At 67.7% G+C, this 19,984-nt stretch carries 18 protein-coding genes and 1 tRNA gene; 12 read left to right on the forward strand and 7 right to left on the reverse strand.

Annotation, left to right across the window (positions count from 1 at the left end; translation table 11 throughout):
• Positions 1-31: 31 nt before the first annotated feature.
• From QMA07_RS04900 to QMA07_RS04915, 4 genes are all read right to left on the reverse strand, one after another.
• Complete coding sequence (locus QMA07_RS04900) at positions 32-862, reverse strand: hypothetical protein (RefSeq protein WP_290160371.1); 831 nt, start codon at positions 860-862, stop codon at positions 32-34.
• Between the two features lie 172 nt (positions 863-1,034).
• Positions 1,035-1,769, reverse strand: coding sequence for a hypothetical protein (locus QMA07_RS04905; protein ID WP_290160373.1), 735 nt, complete (start codon positions 1,767-1,769; stop codon positions 1,035-1,037).
• A 95-nt stretch (positions 1,770-1,864) separates the two neighbouring features.
• Entirely contained in the window at positions 1,865-2,374 is a 510-nt protein-coding gene (locus tag QMA07_RS04910) for a hypothetical protein (protein ID WP_290160375.1), read from the reverse strand.
• 138 nt (positions 2,375-2,512) lie between these two features.
• On the reverse strand, positions 2,513-3,850 hold the full coding sequence (locus QMA07_RS04915) for an HNH endonuclease signature motif containing protein (protein WP_290160377.1): 1,338 nt from the start codon (positions 3,848-3,850) through the stop codon (positions 2,513-2,515).
• A 103-nt stretch (positions 3,851-3,953) separates the two neighbouring features.
• Here QMA07_RS04915 and QMA07_RS04920 point away from each other — a divergent pair, with 103 nt between their 5' ends.
• The 6 genes from QMA07_RS04920 to QMA07_RS04945 all read left to right on the forward strand — a co-directional run bounded on the left by QMA07_RS04920 (position 3,954) and on the right by QMA07_RS04945 (position 11,331).
• Positions 3,954-4,736, forward strand: coding sequence for an alpha/beta fold hydrolase (locus QMA07_RS04920; RefSeq protein ID WP_290160379.1), 783 nt, complete (start codon positions 3,954-3,956; stop codon positions 4,734-4,736).
• A gap of 44 nt (positions 4,737-4,780) precedes the next feature.
• Entirely contained in the window at positions 4,781-6,592 is a 1,812-nt protein-coding gene (locus QMA07_RS04925; RefSeq protein WP_290160381.1) for an ABC-F family ATP-binding cassette domain-containing protein, read from the forward strand.
• A 123-nt stretch (positions 6,593-6,715) separates the two neighbouring features.
• Positions 6,716-8,521 (forward strand): Na+/H+ antiporter, encoded by a 1,806-nt coding sequence (locus QMA07_RS04930; RefSeq protein WP_290160383.1) that lies wholly within the window; start codon positions 6,716-6,718, stop codon positions 8,519-8,521.
• Between the two features lie 91 nt (positions 8,522-8,612).
• On the forward strand, positions 8,613-9,527 hold the full coding sequence (locus QMA07_RS04935; protein WP_290160385.1) for a MetQ/NlpA family ABC transporter substrate-binding protein: 915 nt from the start codon (positions 8,613-8,615) through the stop codon (positions 9,525-9,527).
• Between the two features lie 101 nt (positions 9,528-9,628).
• Entirely contained in the window at positions 9,629-10,672 is a 1,044-nt protein-coding gene (locus QMA07_RS04940; protein ID WP_290160387.1) for a methionine ABC transporter ATP-binding protein, read from the forward strand.
• Entirely contained in the window at positions 10,672-11,331 is a 660-nt protein-coding gene (locus QMA07_RS04945) for a methionine ABC transporter permease (RefSeq protein ID WP_290160389.1), read from the forward strand. The genes QMA07_RS04940 and QMA07_RS04945 overlap by 1 nt, the downstream gene beginning before the upstream one ends.
• On the opposite strand, the gene QMA07_RS04950 is transcribed toward QMA07_RS04945, so the two are convergent.
• Complete coding sequence (locus tag QMA07_RS04950) at positions 11,318-12,241, reverse strand: pseudouridine synthase (RefSeq protein WP_290160527.1); 924 nt, start codon at positions 12,239-12,241, stop codon at positions 11,318-11,320. The genes QMA07_RS04945 and QMA07_RS04950 overlap by 14 nt on opposite strands.
• An 18-nt stretch (positions 12,242-12,259) precedes the next feature.
• Positions 12,260-12,754 carry a MarR family transcriptional regulator gene (locus tag QMA07_RS04955; protein ID WP_042537429.1) on the reverse strand — a complete coding sequence of 165 codons (495 nt, stop codon included), beginning with the start codon at positions 12,752-12,754 and terminating at the stop codon, positions 12,260-12,262.
• Positions 12,755-12,825: 71 nt separating this feature from the next.
• Here QMA07_RS04955 and QMA07_RS04960 point away from each other — a divergent pair.
• The 6 genes from QMA07_RS04960 (at position 12,826) to QMA07_RS04985 (ending at position 18,403) form a co-directional block, all read left to right on the forward strand.
• Positions 12,826-12,897, forward strand: a tRNA-Gln gene (locus tag QMA07_RS04960).
• Position 12,898: 1 nt separating this feature from the next.
• Positions 12,899-14,329 carry a bifunctional UDP-N-acetylglucosamine diphosphorylase/glucosamine-1-phosphate N-acetyltransferase GlmU gene (gene glmU, locus QMA07_RS04965; RefSeq protein ID WP_290160392.1) on the forward strand — a complete coding sequence of 477 codons (1,431 nt, stop codon included), beginning with the start codon at positions 12,899-12,901 and terminating at the stop codon, positions 14,327-14,329.
• Between the two features lie 8 nt (positions 14,330-14,337).
• Complete coding sequence (locus tag QMA07_RS04970; protein WP_140037590.1) at positions 14,338-15,372, forward strand: ribose-phosphate diphosphokinase; 1,035 nt, start codon at positions 14,338-14,340, stop codon at positions 15,370-15,372.
• Between the two features lie 85 nt (positions 15,373-15,457).
• Positions 15,458-15,928: an FMN-binding protein gene (locus QMA07_RS04975; protein WP_290160395.1), complete on the forward strand. Its 471-nt coding sequence runs from the start codon at positions 15,458-15,460 to the stop codon at positions 15,926-15,928.
• Between the two features lie 15 nt (positions 15,929-15,943).
• On the forward strand, positions 15,944-16,801 hold the full coding sequence (locus QMA07_RS04980; protein WP_290160397.1) for an FAD:protein FMN transferase: 858 nt from the start codon (positions 15,944-15,946) through the stop codon (positions 16,799-16,801).
• A 27-nt stretch (positions 16,802-16,828) separates the two neighbouring features.
• Positions 16,829-18,403 carry a flavodoxin reductase gene (locus QMA07_RS04985; protein ID WP_290160399.1) on the forward strand — a complete coding sequence of 525 codons (1,575 nt, stop codon included), beginning with the start codon at positions 16,829-16,831 and terminating at the stop codon, positions 18,401-18,403.
• 116 nt (positions 18,404-18,519) lie between these two features.
• Here the strand turns inward: QMA07_RS04985 and QMA07_RS04990 are convergent, their stop codons facing one another.
• Positions 18,520-19,965: an ATP-binding protein gene (locus tag QMA07_RS04990; protein ID WP_290160401.1), complete on the reverse strand. Its 1,446-nt coding sequence runs from the start codon at positions 19,963-19,965 to the stop codon at positions 18,520-18,522.
• Positions 19,966-19,984 lie beyond the last annotated feature (19 nt).

The following is a 19,984-nucleotide window of genomic DNA, read 5'->3' on the forward strand; positions in this document are numbered from 1 at the left end:
CGGCTCTTTGCCATGTCGGGCACACGGTGCGCTAGCCCCAGTGGGGGTCGTCGGGATCGGGAGAGTCTGTGCCGTCGGCATCTGTCATGATGCGCGCGTCAGCGATCCACGACGTCAGAGGGCCATCGCGGAGGAGATGAGGTCGCGGTGTGTCGAGCAGAGCCGAGGCGGCCACCTTGTCCAGCGGCGCATCGCTCGCGAAAATGACGACGTTGCCGAGTGGCCCTTCCGCATCTTCCGGCTCTGCGTCGAGCACGACAGCGACGTGATCGAACACGGTGCTCAGGGTCGCGGCCTGTCGTCGTGAGTATTCGAACGGATGCCCGTCGAGCAGGTTCACGGCGACCACGCCCGCTGCTGCGGAGCGCGCGGCGACTCGGCGATAGAACTCCTGGCTGGCCACACGATGCCGGATGACGGCGGCATCCCAGAGATCGACGACGGTGAAGCACGCCTCCACCCAATCGGTGTCGATCGCGGTGCGATAACTCGCGGCGTCGTCAAGTCCGGGGGACGGAGATGACGGTAATGGCGATGTCTTCTCATTCGGAAGAGTGGCGTCCGCGACCGTCCGAGCGTCACCGAGGATGACTCGTACGTCAGACCCGGGAGGCAACGGCAGCGCGTCGATGACGGCGGCGTAGAGCTCGGGTTCGAACTCCACCACCAGCTGAGGTGATCCGGCGCGCGTCGCCTGGACGTAGCGCGCCAGCGTGAGTGCTCCGGCCCCCAGATGCACGGTGAACAGCGGCGCATCAGGCTCGGCGGCGGCATCCATTGCGCGGGCGATGTGTTGGGTGTAGCTGTACTCGAGGGAGGTGGGTTCGGTGATCGAGACGACGGACTGCGCAATTCCATCCACGCTGAGCTCGAAGCGGCCGGGTCGCCTTCTCGACTGCACCAGCTTTGCCTTGCGGTCGGCTAGTGAGAGCGAGAACACCCGGCGACTCCATGGCACCTGTCTAGTTTAGGCCGGAGGGGATCGGTCGGCGGCTGCCTCTCGAGGAGCAGAGCGCCGCAGGCGAGCGCGTTCTTCAGCAGCCGATGCCGGCCGGGTTCTCGTCGCACGTGTGGGCGACGAGCGCGGTGCGGGCCTCGAGGATGCGGATCTCCTGGACGGCACCGGGCGTCGTGAGCTGTCCGGGAACGTCGATCCACCCCGTTCCTAGGTCCACCTGCGCGGTGTATCGGGTGTCCACCCGGGCCGGGTACACGCCGGGTTCGCTGTAGACATGGCTGGTCGGAGTCGGTGTGAACTGCGCCTGGCCGAGCGCCTCCCATGTCTGTCCCGGCGTCGTCACCGTCGCCGAGCCGCCGTCGCCGTACGTGTAGTCGTATCCGGCCGGGACGAAGCGCACGCGCAGCGGCACTCCGAACAGCTCGCCGCCGACGATCTGCGCTGCCGCGGCAGCGGTGAAGTTGGTCGGCATGCCGGCGATCCCGACGTTTCCGGGTTCGGCGGTGGCGAGGACGGATGCCGGGGCGAACCGTGCGAGGTCGGAGATGACGATCGTCGGGGTGCTCGCCTCCGATGGGGTCGTCGCGGGGGCCGCGGGCCGGTTCGGACGGGGCGCGCATCGCGTGGTGCCCGAGTCGTCCATGCATGCCGCGAGATCGATCGCCTCCTGGCTCGGTCCCGACGGTGCGCCCGGGCCGGATGGGCCACTCGGTCCTCCGTCGCTTCGACGCGTGTCGGTGCTCGGGTCGGTGCCCTGCTGCTGTTGCGTGCCGGTGATGATGAGGGACGAGCCATCGACTAGTCCGCACATGCCAGCCGCCGCCCATTGGCCGTTGCAGTCCGAGGCTGTGGCGGGCTGACTGAGCGGCAGGAGAGCAAGCCCCAAGCTGAGCAAAAAAGTGACGGCTAGCATGGGTCGCCATCGAGCAGATTCGAGCTTGAGATCAGCAACGCTCCGTCTGAGCGCACAAAGGCAACGTCCAAAGGCAACCGCGTCGGGCGGTCATGTGGGGTGACATCCCGGCCGCTCGCGTCGAGTACCTGAGTGCGGCTGACGTCAAGACACACCTTGGCGGTGACCTCGACCCCGCCAGATGTCAGGCCTGCTGTCGTACCGGCAAAGTCCACGATTTGTCCCTCGCCGACAATTTTGAGGCCCTGCTCCTGGAGGTACCGCGTCGCGTCGATGTCGCTTTCGAGAGCGGGGCCAGCTAGGTACTTTCGTGGGTTCGTCACTGCGTTGTCGGTGATTCGTGACTCATTCAGCGCATCGTTGTATGCCCGGTACACCTCTTCCGCCGCCGCGAACGCCTCTTCCTCGCTGGCGAATGCAGGCGTCGGCGTGGGGACCGGTGCCGGCTCCGGTGCGCACCCGAGCACTGAGCTGAGAGCGATCGCGATCGTCGCGGCAGCCACGCTTCTTGTGCGCGCCGTCATCGGTCGGGGAGTTGGCGAGGGCCGCGAGCGAGGAAGGGTCACCGCGCCACCGTAGTCAAAGCGTGGCCGGCGCCGCTGCAGTTATCCACAGCATCAAGCAGTGACGAGCGAGGCCGCTCAGAACGGCGCGCGTGCAACTCCCTCTGCCGCGGTGAAGGTCACCGTGTTCGGTGCAGGAGGGGTATCGACGTAGGTTCGGCCGGTGGGGCTGATCCACTCGACGAGCCCGCCGGGTTTCTGCTCGACGTGCCAGGGGGAGTGGTGCTTCAGAACGTGATGTCGTCGACAGAAGGACGCGAGGTTCGTCTCGCAGGTCGCGCCACCCGTCGACGCCGCGTGGTTGTGGTCGATATCGCATTTGCGAGCGGCAATCCCGCAGGTGGGGAATCGGCATCGTTGATCGCGAGCACGCAGGTGCCTGCGCAGGTGGCGACTCGGTCGATAGCGGTCGACCGCGAGCACTCGACCGCTGATCGGATGCGTCAGCACCCGATCCCACCCCTTCGTCTGGCCGGCCATGGTGCGTGCGGTGTCCACATCGATCGGCGTTCGCCCGTCGAGCTCGGCGGGTGGCTCCGCATCGGCATCCGACGCCTCGCCCGCATCATCATGCATCAGGGTCGTCACCGGAACCGTGATCTCGATCCGCGCACTGATCGCTCCGAGCAGCCCGTCTTCGCTGTCATGACCGGTCGGCTGCCCGCTGAGCACGAGATCGGCGAGCAGGTCGGCACGGATCTCATCGACCGTTCGATCATCCGCCTCGCACTCGCTGCCGTCACGAGCCGCTTGTCGCTTCGCGCGAAGGTTCTCGTCGCGCAGTGCGTGCGCCATCTGCGAGAGACGGTCGAACATGCCGTGTACGAGCGCAGCGGGCGCATGCGTGTGCAGCGCCGCCATCCCGTCTTCGCCGTCCGTCACCCATACGCGTCGTTGAGACCTGGCTCGCCTGTGGCGCTCGGACACTGTCGTCGGGGCGAACCGCTCGGCGACTCGCCGTGCCAACGCGCGCAGACGGTTGGGCGACTCCGCCTCGGCGATCGGGAGGATGGCCGCGGAGTACTTCTCGCGATCGCTGGGCGACTCGATGCCCGACCCCGCGTCGACGATCACCCGGGAGTGCGCCGGGCTGATCCGCCCCGCCCCCTGCGCGGCCCAGACGCTCGGAAACTGATCGACCAGCAGCTCTGCGGCCGCCATCCGCCGCTCGATCGTGCGGTCGCTGACGTGCTGCACTGCACCGATCTCGGCCGCGATCGTCCTGATCGAGTGGTCTCCTCGATCAGGGTGATCGCCCTGCCTGGCGATGTCGATCGCCAGCAACCCGGCGATCGCCAGCAACCCGTCACGCGCGGCGCTCATGCTGCTGAGCGTCGCCTCCGCGACCTCTAGCGCGGCGACGAGATCGGCGAGATTCGCCATCTGCGTGTCCGTCGCGTCGAGCAGTGCTGTCATGCCCTAAGTAGATCAGGGACCACCGACATTCGAAGATAAATACGAGACATTCCGATCGTGACATGATCACGGAAAGGTAACGAAAGCGTGCGACACTGGCGGCATGCTTCTCCGTGCGATCGACACCGGGGCGGGCCCACGCACAGTGCTCCTGCTCCACGGGATGATGGGGTCGTCCGACAGCTGGCGGCGCCTCATCCTGCTGCTCACAGCCAACGGCCACCGCGTGATCGCCCTCGACCTCCCCGGCCACGGCCTGTCGGAGCGCGATCCGCAGCTCACGATCGAGCAGGCCGCGGCCTCCGTGGTCGAGACGGTCCGGCACCTCGGACCAGGGCGTCCGCTCGCAGCTGTCGGCCATTCCTATGGGGCGACAGTCCTGGCCGCGGCCGCCGAGATGCTGCAGCCCGACCTGTCTGTGTACGTCGATGCGGCGCTCGCCCTCACCGGAGGACACGACCGCGCGGCTCTCACAGCGCAATACGCGCGCGATCGTGGAGCGCGCCTGACTCCGGAGGATCTGCTCGCATCACGCCCCTTCTACTCCGTGCAGGATGCCGAGGTGGAGGCGCGCGCCGCCGCACTCTTCGACCCGGCCACGACAGCATCCATCTCCTGCGACACCGATCACGCCTGGCTCCCCGATGCCGGTTCGATCGTCGTCAAAGCTGAACCGAGTTCGTGGGTCAGCGAAGACGACGTCCGCAGATTCGCGGCGAACGGCGCCGATGTCCGCTGCATCCCCGGGGCCGCGCACACCATCTGGTACAGCCACTTCGACGAGTTCGTCGCATCCCTGCCCGAACTCTTCGGGCCACCGGCGTCACGCACGCTGTCAGAGCCTCTTCGACCGGACCCCACGCTCCCGCCGTCACCGCAGCCCTGAGCTGACCGACCCACCCAGCGTGCCCGACTACCCTGGGGAGTGATATGGCACATCTTCTCGGGGCAGAAGCCCTTCATCTCGAATATCCGACGAGGGTCGTCTTCGACTCCGTGACCCTCGGCATCGAAGAAGGTGACCGCATCGGCATCGTCGGCCGCAACGGCGACGGCAAGTCGAGCCTCCTGGGCATGCTCGCGGGCCTCAAGGAGCCGAGCTCGGGCCGCGTCACGGTGCGCGGTGGCACGACCATCGGCGTGCTCGATCAGGCCGACACCCTCAGCGACGACCTGACCATCAGTGCAGCGGTCGTCGGCGACACGCCTGAGTACGAGTGGGCGGGCGACCCCCGCATCCGCGACGTGATCGAGGGGCTGCTGAAGGATCTGCCGTGGGATGCCCAGATCGGCTCCCTCAGCGGTGGCCAGCGCCGTCGCGTCTCGCTCGCCAAGCTGCTGACGGGTGACTGGGATGTCATCGCCCTCGATGAGCCCACGAACCATCTCGACGTCGAAGCCATCACCTGGCTGGCCGGGCACCTCAAGAAGCGGTGGAGTCCGAACTCCGGAGCGCTCATGGTCGTCACCCACGACCGGTGGTTCCTCGACGAGATCTCGACCGAGACATGGGAGGTGCACGACCGCATCGTCGAGCCCTTCGAGGGCGGCTACGCGGCATACATCCTGCAGCGCGTCGAACGCGATCGCATGTCGGCGGCCACCGAGGCCAAGCGTCAGAACCTCGCCAAGAAGGAGCTCGCCTGGCTCCGCCGAGGCGCGCCCGCTCGCACCGCGAAGCCGAAGTTCCGCATCGACGCCGCCAACGAGCTCATCGCCGACGTGCCGGAGATCCGCGACAAGATCTCGCTGCAGTCTCTCGCGGTATCGCGTCTGGGCAAGGACGTCGTCGACCTGCTCGACGTAGGCGTCTCGTACCCGAAGGAAGACGGAACCACACGGGAGGTGCTGCGCGACGTCGAGTGGCGCATCGCGCCGGGGGAGCGCACCGGCATCCTCGGCGTCAACGGCGCCGGCAAGTCGACGCTGCTCGGTCTCATCGCAGGCACCGTCGAGCCGACCGTGGGCCGCGTGAAGCGCGGCACGACCGTGAAGGTCAAGACGCTCACCCAGCGCCTCGATGAGCTCGAGGACGTGCGCCGCGAGCCGGTGCGGGTCGTGATCTCCCGGCTGCGCACCTCGTACACGATGGGCTCCGGCTCGAAGGCTCAGGAGCTCACTCCCGGCCAGCTGCTCGAACGCCTCGGGTTCGACTCCGCGCAGCTCTCCACCCCGGTCAAGGACCTGTCGGGTGGCCAGCAGCGTCGTCTCCAGTTGCTGCTCGTGCTGCTCGACCAGCCCAACGTGCTGATCCTCGACGAGCCGACCAACGACCTCGACACCGACATGCTCGCGGCGATCGAGGACCTGCTCGACTCGTGGTCGGGAACCCTGCTCGTGGTCAGCCACGACCGGTACTTCCTCGAGCGCGTCACCGACCAGCAGTTCGCGATCCTCGACGGACACCTGCGGCATCTGCCCGGAGGCGTCGACGAGTATCTGCGACTGCGTCAGCTGCAGACCTCGGCGCCCGGCAAGTCGCAGACGGCCGTCAACACCGAGAAGAAGGGGTCCAGCCTCGACGGCGCCGCCCTGCGCTCAGCGCAGAAGGAGGTCTCGTCGCTCGAGCGTCGCATCCAGAAGCTCACGCAGCAGGTCGACAGGGCGAAGACCGCGCTGGCCGAGCACGACCAGTCGGACTTCGCGGGCCTGGGCGACAAGATGAAGGCGATCAGCGATCAGCAGGCGGAGATCGAGGAGCTCGAGCTCCGCTGGTTCGAGCTGACCGAAGAGCTCGACTGACGCGGGGTCTCGCCATTCGGCCGTAGCGGGAATACGGTGGCAGTGCGATGCGCTGTGCTCTGGGCGGGGTTCGATGCCATCAGGGATCGCACAGCTTGATCCTGCGGTACCCGGGAGGCTCAGATGGAAGGACTCGAGGTCACCGTCCTGATCGGACTCACGATCCTCGTGGGAACGATGCTGGCACCTCGTGTGCGGCTCGCCCTGCCGCTCGTTCTGGTCATCCTGGGGCTGCTGCTCGGTTTCGTCCCCGAGCTTCGTGAGATCCAGCTGCCGCCCGAGACCGTCCTGCTGCTGTTCCTGCCGGTGATGCTGTTCTGGGAGAGCCTGACCACCTCGCTGCGCTCGATCCGCCGCGACTTCCGCTACATCCTGCCGATGAGCACTCTGCTCGTCGTGGCATCGGCTTTCGCGGTCGCCGGCATCGGACTGCTGTTCGGGATGCCGTGGGAGACGGCCCTCATCCTCGGCGCGGCGGTCGCCCCACCCGACGCCACGGCCGTCGCGGCCCTCGGACGTCTGCTGCCCACCCGCATGTTCATGAAGCTCAAGGCCGAGAGCCTGACGAACGACGGCACGGCACTGGTGCTCTACGCGATCGCGATCTCGCTGGCCCTCGGCGGCAACGTGACGCCGCTGTCGGTGACGATGTCGGTGCTCGTCTCGTACCTCGGAGGCATCGCCGCCGGCGTGGTCATCGCCGCGCTCGCCTACCTGCTGCTGCGTCGCACGTCCTCGACGATCGTGATCAACGTCACTCTTCTGCTGATTCCGTTCTCGTCGTTCCTGCTCGCCGAGATCGTGCATGCGTCCGGTGTCCTCGCCGTCGTGGTCGCAGGGCTCATCGTCGCCTACGTGTCGCCTCGTGTCACGACAGCGTCGTCCCGCCGTCAGGTGGCCGCAGCCTGGCCCTTCGGCGTCTTCCTGCTCAACGGCGCGCTCTTCGTCCTGATCGGTCTCGAGGTGCAGTTCGTCGCGCATGAGATCTCGGCGGCGGCGATCGGCCGTCTGGTGCTGATCACGCTGGCGGTGTGGATGACGCTGCTCGTCGTGCGCTATCTCTTCCAGGTGATGAACGCCCCGTTCCAGCGACGCAACCCCGCGCGTCCGTCGCGCGGTGCGCGGGCGCGGTCGATGGCGGTCTCGACCGTGGCCGGCATGAGAGGCGCGGTGTCGCTCGCGATCGCGCTGTCGGTGCCGGTCTCCAGCGCGACCGAGGGCGAGATCGCCGGACGTGATGAGACCGTGTTCGTCACCGCCGGGGTGATCCTGTTGAGCCTGCTCGTGCAGGGGCCGCTCCTGCCCGCCGTCGTCCGCTGGGCCCGTTTCCCCGTCGACCACGCCGAAGACGAGGAGTACGAGCTGGCCGAACGCACGATCTCGGGTGCCGCCCTCGCTGCCCTCGACGATCTCGCGGCCGAGCACGGTGTCGGGCAGGAGATCCGAGACAGGGTGCGCGCCGAGGGCTATCAGATGCTCGAGTTCTCGAACGCACGCGCCCTGGCCCGCGAGCAGGCCATCGTCGACGCCGAGGCGCAGGCGCTCGACGTGATGCTCGATGAGCCCGACCCGCTCGGAAACGGCGGCTCGGTGCCCGAGACAGGGGAGGAAAGCCGAGCGGATGCCGTGCAGACGCCGGTGCGGATGCCGGACTCGACGCGCATCGTCGATGACGAAGACAGCACCGACGGCGAGGTCAGGACCCTGCAGATGCTCGCGACCTCGGTCGACGTCGACGTCATGCAGCGGTCGCCTCTGCTGCGTCACGAAGAGCACACGCGCCTCAAGCTCGCCCTCCTCGACCGCAAGCGCGAGGTGCTGCTCGGGCTGCGCAGAGACCGCACGGTCGACGACCTCGTGTTCCGTCGCATCTCGGCCAGACTCGACCTCGAACAGGTGAGGCTGCAGGGCATCGAGGATTACGACTGACGGCTGTGACGCTCTGTGACGCTCGATTGTCGCGCACCGTGTCGCCCTGCCTAACGTATTCGAGTCCCCCAAGAGAGGAACCCGAACACTCATGTCCATCACAGCATCCCGTCGGACCACATCCGTCATCGCCGCGCTCGCCGCGGTCCCGCTCTTCGTCGCACTCGCAGGCTGCGCGACGGCATCCTCCGAGGCCGGTTCCGGCGACGGTGGAGACGAGACCGTCAAGATCGGTGTCGTCGGCAAGGGAGACGCGCAGTGGGCTCCCTTCGTCGAGGCAGCCGCTGAAGAGGGCATCACGGTCGAGCTCGTCGACTTCGGCTCGTACGAGCAGCCGAACCCCGCACTCACCGAGGGCGAGATCGACCTCAACCAGTTCCAGCACATCGTGTACCTCGCCGAGTACAACAGCGCCTCAGGCTCCGACCTGACCCCGATCGGATCGACCGCGATCTACCCGCTCGGCCTGTACTCGCAGAAGTACGACGATGTCGACGACATCCCCGAGGGCGAGACCGTCGCCGTTCCGGACGACGCGTCGAACCAGGCCCGCGCGCTGCTCGTGCTGCAGTCGGCCGGACTCATCGAGCTCAAGAGCGGCGGCACGATCTTCTCGGATCTCGCCGACGTCGACACCGAGAAGTCCAAGGTCGAGGTCACCGCCCTCGAGGCTGCGCTGATCCCCACCTCGCTGCCCGATGTGGCCGCGGCGATCATCAACAACGACTTCGTGGAAGACGCCGGACTCAGCTTCGACGACGCCATCGCGCAGGACGACCCCGAGGACGCGAACGCGCTGCCGTACGTGAACATCTTCGCGGCACGCGCTGAAGACGCCGACAACGAGACGTACCTCAAGCTCGTCGAGATCTTCCAGACGAACGAAGACGTGCAGGCGGGTCTGATCGAGTCGTCGGGTGACACCGCGGTGCCGCTCCAGACCCCGGTCGAGGACCTCGTCGCCTCGCTCGAGAAGGTCCAGGAAGACACCGAGGCCAACAAGTAAGACGACCGGGGTGAACGACACCCCCCGTCCGATGAGGGAGAATCGGGTGGCGCTTCGTGCGTCACCCGATTCTTCGTTCCCGAAGCAGACCGGAGCACCACATGCCGATCGTCACCCTGACGAATGTCTCGAAGACCTATCCATCCCGCACCCGTGACGAGTCCGAGATCGTGGCCGTGGACGACGTGACCCTCTCGATCGAGAAGGGCGACGTCTTCGGGATCATCGGATACTCCGGCGCCGGCAAGTCGACCCTCGTGCGGTTGATCAACGCTCTCGAGCCGGCGACGAGCGGAACGATCACCGTCGACGGCGTCGACATCACCGCTCTCAAGGAGAGCGAACTGCGCAAGGTCCGCGGCGGCATCGGCATGATCTTCCAGCAGTTCAATCTGTTCGCCTCGCGCAGCGTCAAAGCGAACATCGCCTACCCCCTCAAGCTCGCCGGCTGGTCGAAGCCCGACATCGAGGCCCGCGTCGCCGAGCTGCTGAGCTTCGTCGGCCTGGCCGACAAGGCGAAGGCCTATCCCGAGCAGCTCTCCGGGGGCCAGAAGCAGCGCGTCGGGATCGCGCGCGCTCTCGCCACCGGCCCGGCGATACTGCTCGCCGATGAGGCGACCAGCGCCCTCGACCCGCAGACCACGCATGAGGTGCTCGACCTGCTCAAGCGGGTCAACCAGGAGCAGGGCGTCACGATCGTCGTGATCACTCACGAGATGGACGTCATCCAGACGATCGCCACCAAGGTCGCGGTCATGGAGAAAGGTCGCGTCATCGAGCAGGGCGATGTGTTCGACGTCTTCTCCGCCCCGCAGAACCCGGCATCGCAGAGGTTCGTCGGCACGGTCGTGAAGGGCCTGCCCTCGCCGTCGGAGCGCGCCGTGCTGCGCGACCGGCACCAGGGGCGCCTCGTCACCTTCTCGTTCCGCGACGGCGACTCGTCTCAGGCGCAGGTCTTCCTCGACCTCGCCGGTGCGGGACTCGACTTCGAGCTCGTATACGGCGGCATCAACGACATCCGTGGACGAGCCTTCGGCCACCTCACGCTCGCGATCCGCGGCGAGGACTCGGTGATCGACCGCACTCTCGCCGATGTCGGCCGAAGGGTCGAAGTCACCGAGCTCGCAGAAGAGGAGGCACGCTGATGGATCGTCTGAACGAACTGTGGCCCGACCTCTGGAAGGCCGCGCTCGAGACCCTCTACATGACGTCGTTCGCGCTCGTGCTCGGCGGCATCCTCGGCCTTGCGATCGGCGTCATCCTGTACGTCACCCGCCCCGGCGGTCTCGCCGAGAACCGAGCCGTCTCCGTCATCGCGAACCTCGGCGTCAACTTCTTCCGCCCGATCCCGTTCGTGCTGTTCGTGGCCGTCGCGCAGCCGTTCGCCCGCGCGGTGGTCGGCACCGGCATCGGTACCACCGCCGGCGCGTTCATGATCGGTCTGGCCGCGGCCTTCGCGATCGGCCGCATCGTCGAGCAGCATCTCGTGTCGGTCTCACCAGGGGTGATCGAGGCGGCGCGGGCCATGGGCGCCGGCCCCGTGCGGATCCTGTTCACAGTCGCCATCCCGGAGTCGCTCGGACCCCTGATCCTCGGGTACACCTTCATCGTCGTGGCACTGATCGACATGACCGCGATGGCCGGGCTCATCGGCGGCGGTGGCCTCGGCGCATTCGCCCAGATCTACGGCTTCCGGCAGTTCGAGCCGGTCGTCATGTGGACGGCGATCGTGCTCATCGTCGTGTTCGTGCACCTCGTGCAGATGCTCGGCACGTGGCTCGCCCGCAAGATCATGCGCCGCTGATCGGAGCCTCCTGCAGCGTGCGCGTCGTGGTGAAGACCCTCGGCGCGCCGCTCAGCGGATCCACGAAGTGCAGTTCGCGCGCGAGCAGCTGCATCGGCCGGTCGAAGTCGTCGGGCTTCTCACCGCGGAGTTCGGGGTAGAACGGATCGTTCAGGATGCCGAGGCCCAGCGCCGCGAGGTGCACGCGCAGCTGGTGCATCTTGCCGCTGTGCGGGCGCAGCAGCGTGTGCACGACGTGCTCGTCGACATCGAGCACCTCGATCAGCGTCTCGGCGTTCGGCTCCCGCTCGTCGTCGACCTGCACCTTCAGTTCGTTGCGGAGCTTCACGATGTGGTTGCGGTACACGAGGGGGAAGCGCGACGCATCCCAGTCGGCCGGTCGCGCCGACACCGCCTCGTAGACCTTCTGCACCTGCCGGGTCTCGAAGAGCAGCTGGTACGGCCCTCGGGTGGCCGGTCGCGCCGAGAACATGAGAACGCCTGCGGTCGCCCGGTCGAGGCGGTGGATGGGCGCGAGTTCGTCGTTGCCGAGCAGGTTGCGCAGCCGGATCAGGGCGGAGTTCTGCAGGAACTTGCCGCCGGGGATCGTCGGCAGGAAGTGCGGTTTGTCGATGACCACCAGGTCGTCGTCCTGATGGATGACGTCGATCTCGACGGGGAGCCGGGTCTCGACCGGTGGATCACGGTAGTACCAGATGAACTCCTCGACGCCGAGAGGCGTGTCCCGTGTGAGGGGCCTGCCGTCGCGGGCCACGATCTCGCCACGGTCGAAGCGGCTGAGCAGGCCTTCGGGGTCGAGGTGGAAGAAGCGCTCGATCATGTAGGCGCCGACGGTCGGCCATTCACCGCTCATCGGCACGTGCAGACGAGTGGCACCGACGCCGTCGCGCACAGGAAGAGGGGAGAGCATGGCCATGACGTCAGAACCTCACGCGTCGAAGCTGAGGCTGAGTTTGCGCAGCAGTGCGGCCAGCCGATCGCGGTCGCCACGCGACAGCGCCCGGAGCAGATCGTCTTCGACATCGACCAGACGGGTGATCGCGGCATCCACTCTGATGCGCCCGTCGTCGGTGAGCGTCACGAGGACGCTGCGGCCATCGGCCGGATCGCCCTCGCGTCGCACGAAGCGACGCCCGACGAGGCGATCGATGCGATTCGTCATCGTGCCGCTCGACACCAGCGTCTGCTGGAGCAGCTGCTTGGGGGAGAGCTGGAAGGGCGCCCCGGCACGGCGCAGCGCCGACAGCACGTCCCATTCCCAGGCCTCCAGATCGCTGCGCCGGAACACATCTCTGCGGGCTCGGTCGAGCAGCCGCGTCAGTCGGTCCATCCGCGACAGCACCTCGAGGGGTGAGAAGTCGAGGTCGGGGCGCTGGGTGTTCCAGGCGCCGACGATCCGATCAACCTCATCCGCCTCAGTCATCCGTCCATTATCGCCGGTAGCACGCAGGCGGACGTGGCAGACTTGATCCGCGGCGCTCTCGGGGGCCGCGGTCCGCCGTGGTGTAATGGCAGCACGACAGCCTTTGGAGCTGTTAGGTCTAGGTTCGAGTCCTGGCGGCGGAGCATGACTGGGAACAATCTCGCGATCATCATCCTCGCCGCAGGCCAGGGGACCCGCATGCGCTCGCGCCTGCCGAAGGTGCTGCATCAGATCGGCGGGCGCCCGCTGGTCGGGCACGTCCTGACGACGGCCGGTCGCCTCGATGCCGACCACGTCGAGGTCGTCGTCCGGCACGAGCGCGATCAGGTGGTCGCGGCCCTCGCCGAGGACTACCCGGGCGCCGTGTTCGTCGACCAGGACGAGGTGCCGGGCACCGGTCGCGCGGTGCAGGTCGCTGTCGACGCGCTCCCCGCGGACTTCGACGGCGACGTGCTCGTGCTCTCGGGAGACTGCCCCCTCGCCGACGCGGACACGCTGCGTTCGTTCCTCGACGCGCACCGCGCCGCCGAGGCGGAGGTCACTCTGATGACGGCGGTCGTCGACGACCCGACCGGCTACGGCCGCGTCATCCGCGATGCCGACGGCGGCGTCGACCGCGTGGTCGAGCAGAAGGACGCCACAGCAGACGAAGCCGCTGTCAGCGAGATCAACGCGGGCATGTACGTCTTCCGCATCGCGACGCTGCGCAAGTACCTCCCCGCGGTGGGCGTCGACAACGCGCAGGGCGAGATGTACCTGACCGACGTTCCCGGGCTCCTGCGCCGCGACGGCAGCCGCGTGGCGGCATCCGTCGTCTCCGACGTCACCGTCACCTACGGCGTCAACGACCGTGCTCAGCTCGCCGAGGTCGGCCGACTGCTCAACCGACGCATCGTGCGCCGCTGGCAGCTCGAGGGTGTCACGGTGATCGACCCGGCGACGACCTGGATCGACGATGACGCCACGCTGTCGCCCGACGTCACCATCCTTCCGAACACGCACATCCTGCGGGCGACGACGATCGCCGAAGGGGCGATCATCGGACCCGACACGACGCTCGTCGACTGCGAGGTGGGGGCAGACGCGATCGTGCGCCGCACCGATGCCACGCTCGCGGTGATCGGCGCGGAGGCCACCGTCGGCCCCTTCTCGTTCCTGCGGCCCGGCACCGTCCTCGGAGCCCGAGGCAAGATCGGCGCGTACGTCGAGACGAAGAACGCCGAGATCGGCGAGGGCAGCAAGGTCCCGCACCTGTCGTACGTCGGAGACGCGACCATCGGCCGAGGCGTCAACCTCGGTGCCAGCACGATCACGGCGAACTACGACGACGTGAACAAGCACCGCACGGTCGTCGAAGACGAGGTGCACACCGGCTCGCACACGACCCTCGTCGCGCCCGTTAGGCTGGGTGCTGGCGCCAAGACAGGTGCTGGCGCTGTCGTCCGCAAGGACGTCCCTGCCGGCTCCCTTGCCATGAGCGTCGCCCCTCAGCGCAACATCGAGGGTTGGGTCGAGAAGAACAGGGCAGGCACGGGCGCGGCAGATGCCGCAGCCCGAACCCGAGTGGCGGAGTAGGCAGAACGATGGCGCGCAAGAAGAAGACGGTCGATCTGGACAGGGACAACGGCATCGCTCCGGGTCTCGTAGCCAAGACCAAGAAGCGACTCGTGGTCGCCGGTGGTCGATCGCACCCCGAGCTGACCGCAGCGGTCGCCGCGTCGCTCGGTACCGAGGTCGTGCCGACCGAGCACCGCACCTTCGCATCCGGTGAGATCTACGCGCGGTTCGAGGTGTCGATCCGAGGCTGCGATCTGTTCCTGATCCAGACCTTCGGCGAGCCGGTCAACGAGTGGCTCATGGAGACTCTCATCATGATCGATGCCGCGAAGCGCGCCTCAGCGAAGCGCATCACCGTCGTCGCACCGTACTATCCGTACTCGCGCCAGGACAAGAAGGGTCGCGGCCGTGAGCCGATCAGCGCCCGCCTCGTCGCCGATCTGCTGAAGACGGCCGGTGCCGACCGCGTCATGAGCGTCGACCTGCACGCCGCGCAGATCCAGGGCTTCTTCGACGGTCCCGTCGACCACCTGTTCGCCAAGCCCGTGCTGATGGACTACTTCAAGAGCACGCTGAGCGCCGAGGACCGTGAGATCCTCACCGTCGTCTCGCCCGACATGGGGCGCGTCCGCGTCGCCGACACCTGGTCGGACAGCCTCGGGGCACCGCTGGCCATCATCCACAAGCGTCGCGACCCGAAGGTCGCCAACCAGGTCTCCGTGCACGAGATCGTCGGCGCCGTCGAGGGACGCACCTGCCTGCTCGTCGACGACATGATCGACACCGGCGGCACGATCGTGAAGGCGGCGCAGGCACTCAAGGCGAGCGGCGCGCACCGCGTGATCGTCGCCGCGACCCATGCGATCTTCAGCGACCCAGCGTCCGAGCGTCTGCAGGACGCGTCGATCGACGAGGTCGTGATCACCGACACGATCCCGCTGACGGAGTCGCGCCGGTGGGACAAGCTCACGATCCTCCCGATCGCCCCGCTGCTCGCACGCGCGATCCACGAGGTCTTCGAAGACGGATCCGTCACGAGCATGTTCGGCGGAGACGCGTAGGCTACGCATACTTCGGACACAGCCCGCGCATAGATGCTGTCCCTACGGTCGAATCAACACACCGATCAAGGCCGGGAGGACCATCATGATCCGCACGACTGTACCGACTTCTGTTCGCAAGGGCGCAGCCCTGGCCGGGGTCGCAGGGCTCCTCGTCCTCGCCGGATGCTCCGGCACGGCTGACGCCGAAGACCAGTCCACCGACACCGGAACCGACACGAGCACCGAATCCTCCGACTCGGGCGCGGCGGCCGGCGGCGACTACACCGACGGCACTTACACCGCCGACGGTTCGTACCAGACCCCTGAGACGGTCGAGACGATCAGCGTGACTCTCACCGTCGCCGACGGCCTGGTCACGGATGTCGAGGTGACCGGCGATCCGCAGGCCCGCGAGAGCGAGCAGTACCAGGGTGAGTTCATCGGCGGCATCGCGGACGAGGTCGTGGGCAAGTCGCTCGACGAGATCGAGGTCAGTCGCGTGGCGGGCTCGTCTCTCACCAGTGGCGGATTCAACGAGGCCGTCGAGTCGATCAAGGAGCAGGCCGCCGCCTAGGCGCCTGATCACGGCATGACGATCTGGCGTTTCGACGCGATCGGCACAGTCTGGGAGATCGAGACATCGCACGAGCTCGACACGGATCACCGTGCACGCGTCGGCGCCGAGATCGAGAGGTTCGACCGGGAGTGGTCGCGGTTCCGCGAGGACTCGTCGGTCACCCGTGTCGGTCGAGACGGCGGTTCGATCTCGTCTGCCGATGCGGGCGCGATGCTCGATGCCTACCGCGACCTGTCGAGGGCGACCTCCGGTGCGGTGAACCCTCTCGTCGCCGACAGCCTGGACGCCCTCGGCTACGACGCGTCGTACTCCTTCATCGCGCGCCCGCCGATCGCCGCCCCGACTGAGTGGACCGATCTTGTGCGCTGGACGGCGGCGGAGGCCTCGGCGTCCGCTCCCGCGCTCCTCGATGTCGGAGCTCTCGGCAAAGGGCGTCTGGTCGATCTCGTGGCCGCGGTCCTCGACGATGTGTCGGGTGATCTCGTCGTGGACGCCGGGGGAGACATGAGGGTCCGCGGAGACGTGGTGCGCGTCGGCCTCGAGCATCCCTACGATCCGACGAAGGCCATCGGCGTGATCGAGCTGCAGGATGCCGCGCTCTGCGCCTCGGCGATCAATCGCCGAGCGTGGGGTGACGGACTCCACCATGTGCTCGACGCTCGCACCGGGGTGCCCGTGCGCACCTGGGCGGCAACGTGGGCGATCGCCCCCGAGGCGATGCGAGCGGATGCCGTCGCGACCGCCCTGTTCTTCGAGGGCGGCCCCGAGCTCGCCGCATCATGGGGCGTCGAGTGGGTGCGGATGACGACGGACGGACGCGCGGAGCGCTCACCCGGCTGCCCCGCCCAGCTGTTCACCACCCGCCGATGAGGCGTCGAAGTAGGGAAGAGTAGACCTGTGAACACCTCCATCACCGCGCTGCGGCAACGAGTCCTCGCGTTGCTCGGCGGCATCTCGATGTACCGTCTCGTGCTGTTCGCCCTGTTGACGCTCGCGCTCATCGCCATGGCGCTGTCGGCCCTCGGCGTGATCGTGTCGCCGACACCGCTCGAGATACTCGCGTCCTTCGTCGTGCTGGCGGTGGTGATATCGCTGGTGGATGCCGCGGCGCAACGCATCCTGCGGCTGCCGTGGCGCATCGAGTCGTCGCTCGTCACAGCACTGATCCTGCTCTTCGTGCTCCGCCCCGGCATCGAGCCGAACGCCCTGCTCGGACTGGCGATCGCCGGAGCCGTCGCGAGCCTGTCGAAGTACCTGATCGCGTGGCGGGGCCGGCACATCCTCAACCCCGCTGCCTTCGGCGCGGCCGTCGTGTCGATCCTCGGATCCTTCGGCGCCTTCGAATGGCTCGGGACATCGTCGTCGTGGTGGGTCGGCACGCCGTCGCTCTTCATCCCGGTGCTGATCCTCGGACTCGCGGTCCTCTGGCGCACCGAGAAGGTGCGCATCGTCGTCGTCTTCCTCATCGTCGCGATCGCGGTCTCGATGCTGCGGCAGGTCGTGCAGGCGCAGGAGTTCGACATGGCCTTCGATCCTGGCGCTGCCCTGTCGTTCGCGATCCTGCAGTCACCGTTCCTGTTCCTCGGAGCATTCATGCTCTCCGAGCCCTTGACCCTGCCGCCGCGCCGGTGGCAGCAGTTCTCTGTGGCCGTTCTCGTCGGAGTGCTCGCCGGCTGGCCGATCGCGATCGGTGGACTCTTCACCCTGGGACAGGAGCGCGCGCTGCTCATCGGCAACCTGCTCGCGTTCGCCTTCGCAGTGCGAGGGTCGGTGCGGCTCGTGCTCGAGAGGCGTCAGTTCATCACACCGACCGCTCAGGAGCTGACGTTCCGAGCGAAGGGAAAGCTGAAGTTCCTGCCGGGGCAGTACCTCGAACTCGACGTCCCGCACACTCGCCCCGACGCCCGTGGAACCCGCCGCGAGTTCAGCATCGTCTCGGCGCCGGCAGACCTGCCGACACTCCGCATCGCCTACAAGGACGGTGACCAGACGCATCCGTCGAGCTACAAGCGCGCACTGGCTGCAGCCGAGCCCGGCTCAGCTCTCGCTGTGACGGGCACATGGGGCGACTTCCTCCTGCCGCGTTCGGAGACCCCCGTGCTCATGGTCGCCGCCGGGATCGGCGTCACGCCGTTCGTGTCGCAGCTGCGGCAGCTCCAGCTCACGGACCAGCGGCGTGACGTCGTGCTCGTCTACGTGGCATCCGACAGCTCGGAGCTGGCCTTCCGCGACGAGCTGGCCGCGACCGGCGCACGCGTCATCGTCTTCACGCGCGATGAGCCCGCCGACCTTCCTGCGCACTGGACCTGGGCGCAGGGCGCACGCCTCGACGCCGCCGGCCTCGAGCGTCACGTTCCCGACATCGGCGAACGGCACTCGTACATCTCCGGCCCTCCGCGGCTCATCGCCGACCTCGCCCCCGCACTGCAGAAGGCCCGCTCGCTCACGACGGACGCCTTCGCCGGGTACTGAGTCGGGCTCTGCTCGGTATGCGGACCACCTGAGGCACGTTCTGCGGGGTCAAAGACGCACCGGAATCGCCTGTCTCCGGTGCGCTTTTGACCCCACAGCCCTCTGAGGCCGGGACGTCACTCGGCTGATGCGGTGGCCGGGCTCAGGGGGAGCCGCACCGTGAAGGTCGTGTCGCCTGGTTCGCTGGCGACGGTGAGGTGGCCGCCGTGACCCTCGACGATCGCCTTCGCGATGGCGAGTCCGAGGCCGGTGCCGCCGGTCTGACGGGCGCGCGAGCTGTCGCCGCGGGCGAACCGCGCGAAGAGCTCATCGCGCACGCCGGGGTCGATCCCGGGCCCGTCGTCGTGCACCCGCAGCACCGCCTCATCGCCCTCGCGCGCCACGCTGAGCGTGATCGAGGTGCCCGCGGGCGTGTGCGTCCGCGCATTCGCGAGGAGGTTCGCGACGACCTGATGCATCCGCCCCGCGTCGCCGACGATGACGATCGGCTCGTCAGGAGCCTCGATGTTCCAGTGGTGATCGGCCGCGGTGGGGCGCGCGTCGGAGAGGCCCTCGAGCGCGAGCTGCGTCAGATCGACGGTGCCGTAGACCAGCTCGCGTCCCTCGTCGAGACGAGCGAGCAGCAGCAGGTCCTCGACGAGGCGCGTCATGCGCAGCGACTGGGCCTGGATGCGCTCGAGCGACGTCGTGGTGCTCTCGACCGCCGCCTCGCCGCCCTGCTGCTTCAGCGCGCGCAGCGAGAGCTCGGAGTACCCGCGGATCGACGAGAGCGGGGTGCGCAGCTCATGGCTCGCATCGGCGACGAATCGGCGCATGCGCTCCTCGTTCTTCTGCCTCGACGCGAGAGAGTCGTTCACGTGGTCGAGCAGCTTGTTCAGCGACGAGCCGACCAGGCCGGTCTCGGTGCGCGGATCTGCCTCGGACGCCGGAACTCGCTCGGTGATCTGCACCTCGCCTCGGTCGAGCGGCTGATTCGCGACGCGTGTGGCCGTGGCCGCGACGGCGCGCAGCGGTCTCAGCCCCACGCGGATCGTGATCGCCGTCGTGAGAGCGAGCAGGATCAGGCCGCCGATCGTCGCGAGAGCGATCACCGTGAGCAGCGTCGCGAGCTGGTTCTGGATCTCGGTGCGGGGGAGGCCGGTCACGACATTGACGCCATTGTGCGCGCTCTGAACGACGACGAGGTACGAACCGAAGTCCTCCAAGGACACCGTGCCGGTCGGGCGACCGGCGAGGGAAGCGTTGATCTGCGCGAGCTCGCGGGTGCTGAGAGCCTCGGAGCCGCCGAGGTCGCCGGCGGTGTCATCGTAGACGACGCCGCTCGTCCCACCTTCGGTACTCGAGACTGCGAGCAAGAGCCCGGGAACGGGTTTCAGCCTGACCGAGATGTTGTCGACGCTTGCCAGCCCTTCGGGGAAGGTGTTCACCAGTTGGGTGATCTGGCCCGAATAGACCTTCAGCCGGTCCTCCAGCTGGCGTTCCAGAGTCGCTCCGAGTGTCGCGCTGGTGATCACCGCGACGATCACGAGGATGAGCGAGACGAACCCGATCACGGCTGTCATCAGCCGTGTCTGCAGGCTC

Origin of the sequence: Microbacterium sp. APC 3901 (genome assembly GCF_030407765.1) — a bacterium.
Taxonomy (GTDB): Bacteria; Actinomycetota; Actinomycetes; order Actinomycetales; family Microbacteriaceae; genus Microbacterium.

Bases quoted from the DNA above. Each gene is read 5' to 3' on its own strand.
- QMA07_RS04990 (WP_290160401.1), bottom strand. From the start codon at position 19,965: ATGACAGCCGTGATCGGGTTCGTCTCGCTCATCCTCGTGATCGTCGCG.
- QMA07_RS04920 (WP_290160379.1), top strand. From the start codon at position 3,954: ATGCTTCTCCGTGCGATCGACACCGGGGCGGGCCCACGCACAGTGCTC.
- QMA07_RS04950 (WP_290160527.1), bottom strand. From the start codon at position 12,241: ATGCTCTCCCCTCTTCCTGTGCGCGACGGCGTCGGTGCCACTCGTCTG.
- QMA07_RS04905 (WP_290160373.1), bottom strand. From the start codon at position 1,769: ATGTGCGGACTAGTCGATGGCTCGTCCCTCATCATCACCGGCACGCAA.
- QMA07_RS04940 (WP_290160387.1), top strand. From the start codon at position 9,629: ATGCCGATCGTCACCCTGACGAATGTCTCGAAGACCTATCCATCCCGC.
- QMA07_RS04925 (WP_290160381.1), top strand. From the start codon at position 4,781: ATGGCACATCTTCTCGGGGCAGAAGCCCTTCATCTCGAATATCCGACG.
- QMA07_RS04970 (WP_140037590.1), top strand. From the start codon at position 14,338: ATGGCGCGCAAGAAGAAGACGGTCGATCTGGACAGGGACAACGGCATC.
- QMA07_RS04915 (WP_290160377.1), bottom strand. From the start codon at position 3,850: ATGACAGCACTGCTCGACGCGACGGACACGCAGATGGCGAATCTCGCC.
- QMA07_RS04955 (WP_042537429.1), bottom strand. From the start codon at position 12,754: ATGACTGAGGCGGATGAGGTTGATCGGATCGTCGGCGCCTGGAACACC.
- QMA07_RS04975 (WP_290160395.1), top strand. From the start codon at position 15,458: ATGATCCGCACGACTGTACCGACTTCTGTTCGCAAGGGCGCAGCCCTG.
- QMA07_RS04945 (WP_290160389.1), top strand. From the start codon at position 10,672: ATGGATCGTCTGAACGAACTGTGGCCCGACCTCTGGAAGGCCGCGCTC.
- QMA07_RS04980 (WP_290160397.1), top strand. From the start codon at position 15,944: ATGACGATCTGGCGTTTCGACGCGATCGGCACAGTCTGGGAGATCGAG.
- QMA07_RS04935 (WP_290160385.1), top strand. From the start codon at position 8,613: ATGTCCATCACAGCATCCCGTCGGACCACATCCGTCATCGCCGCGCTC.
- QMA07_RS04930 (WP_290160383.1), top strand. From the start codon at position 6,716: ATGGAAGGACTCGAGGTCACCGTCCTGATCGGACTCACGATCCTCGTG.
- glmU (WP_290160392.1), top strand. From the start codon at position 12,899: ATGACTGGGAACAATCTCGCGATCATCATCCTCGCCGCAGGCCAGGGG.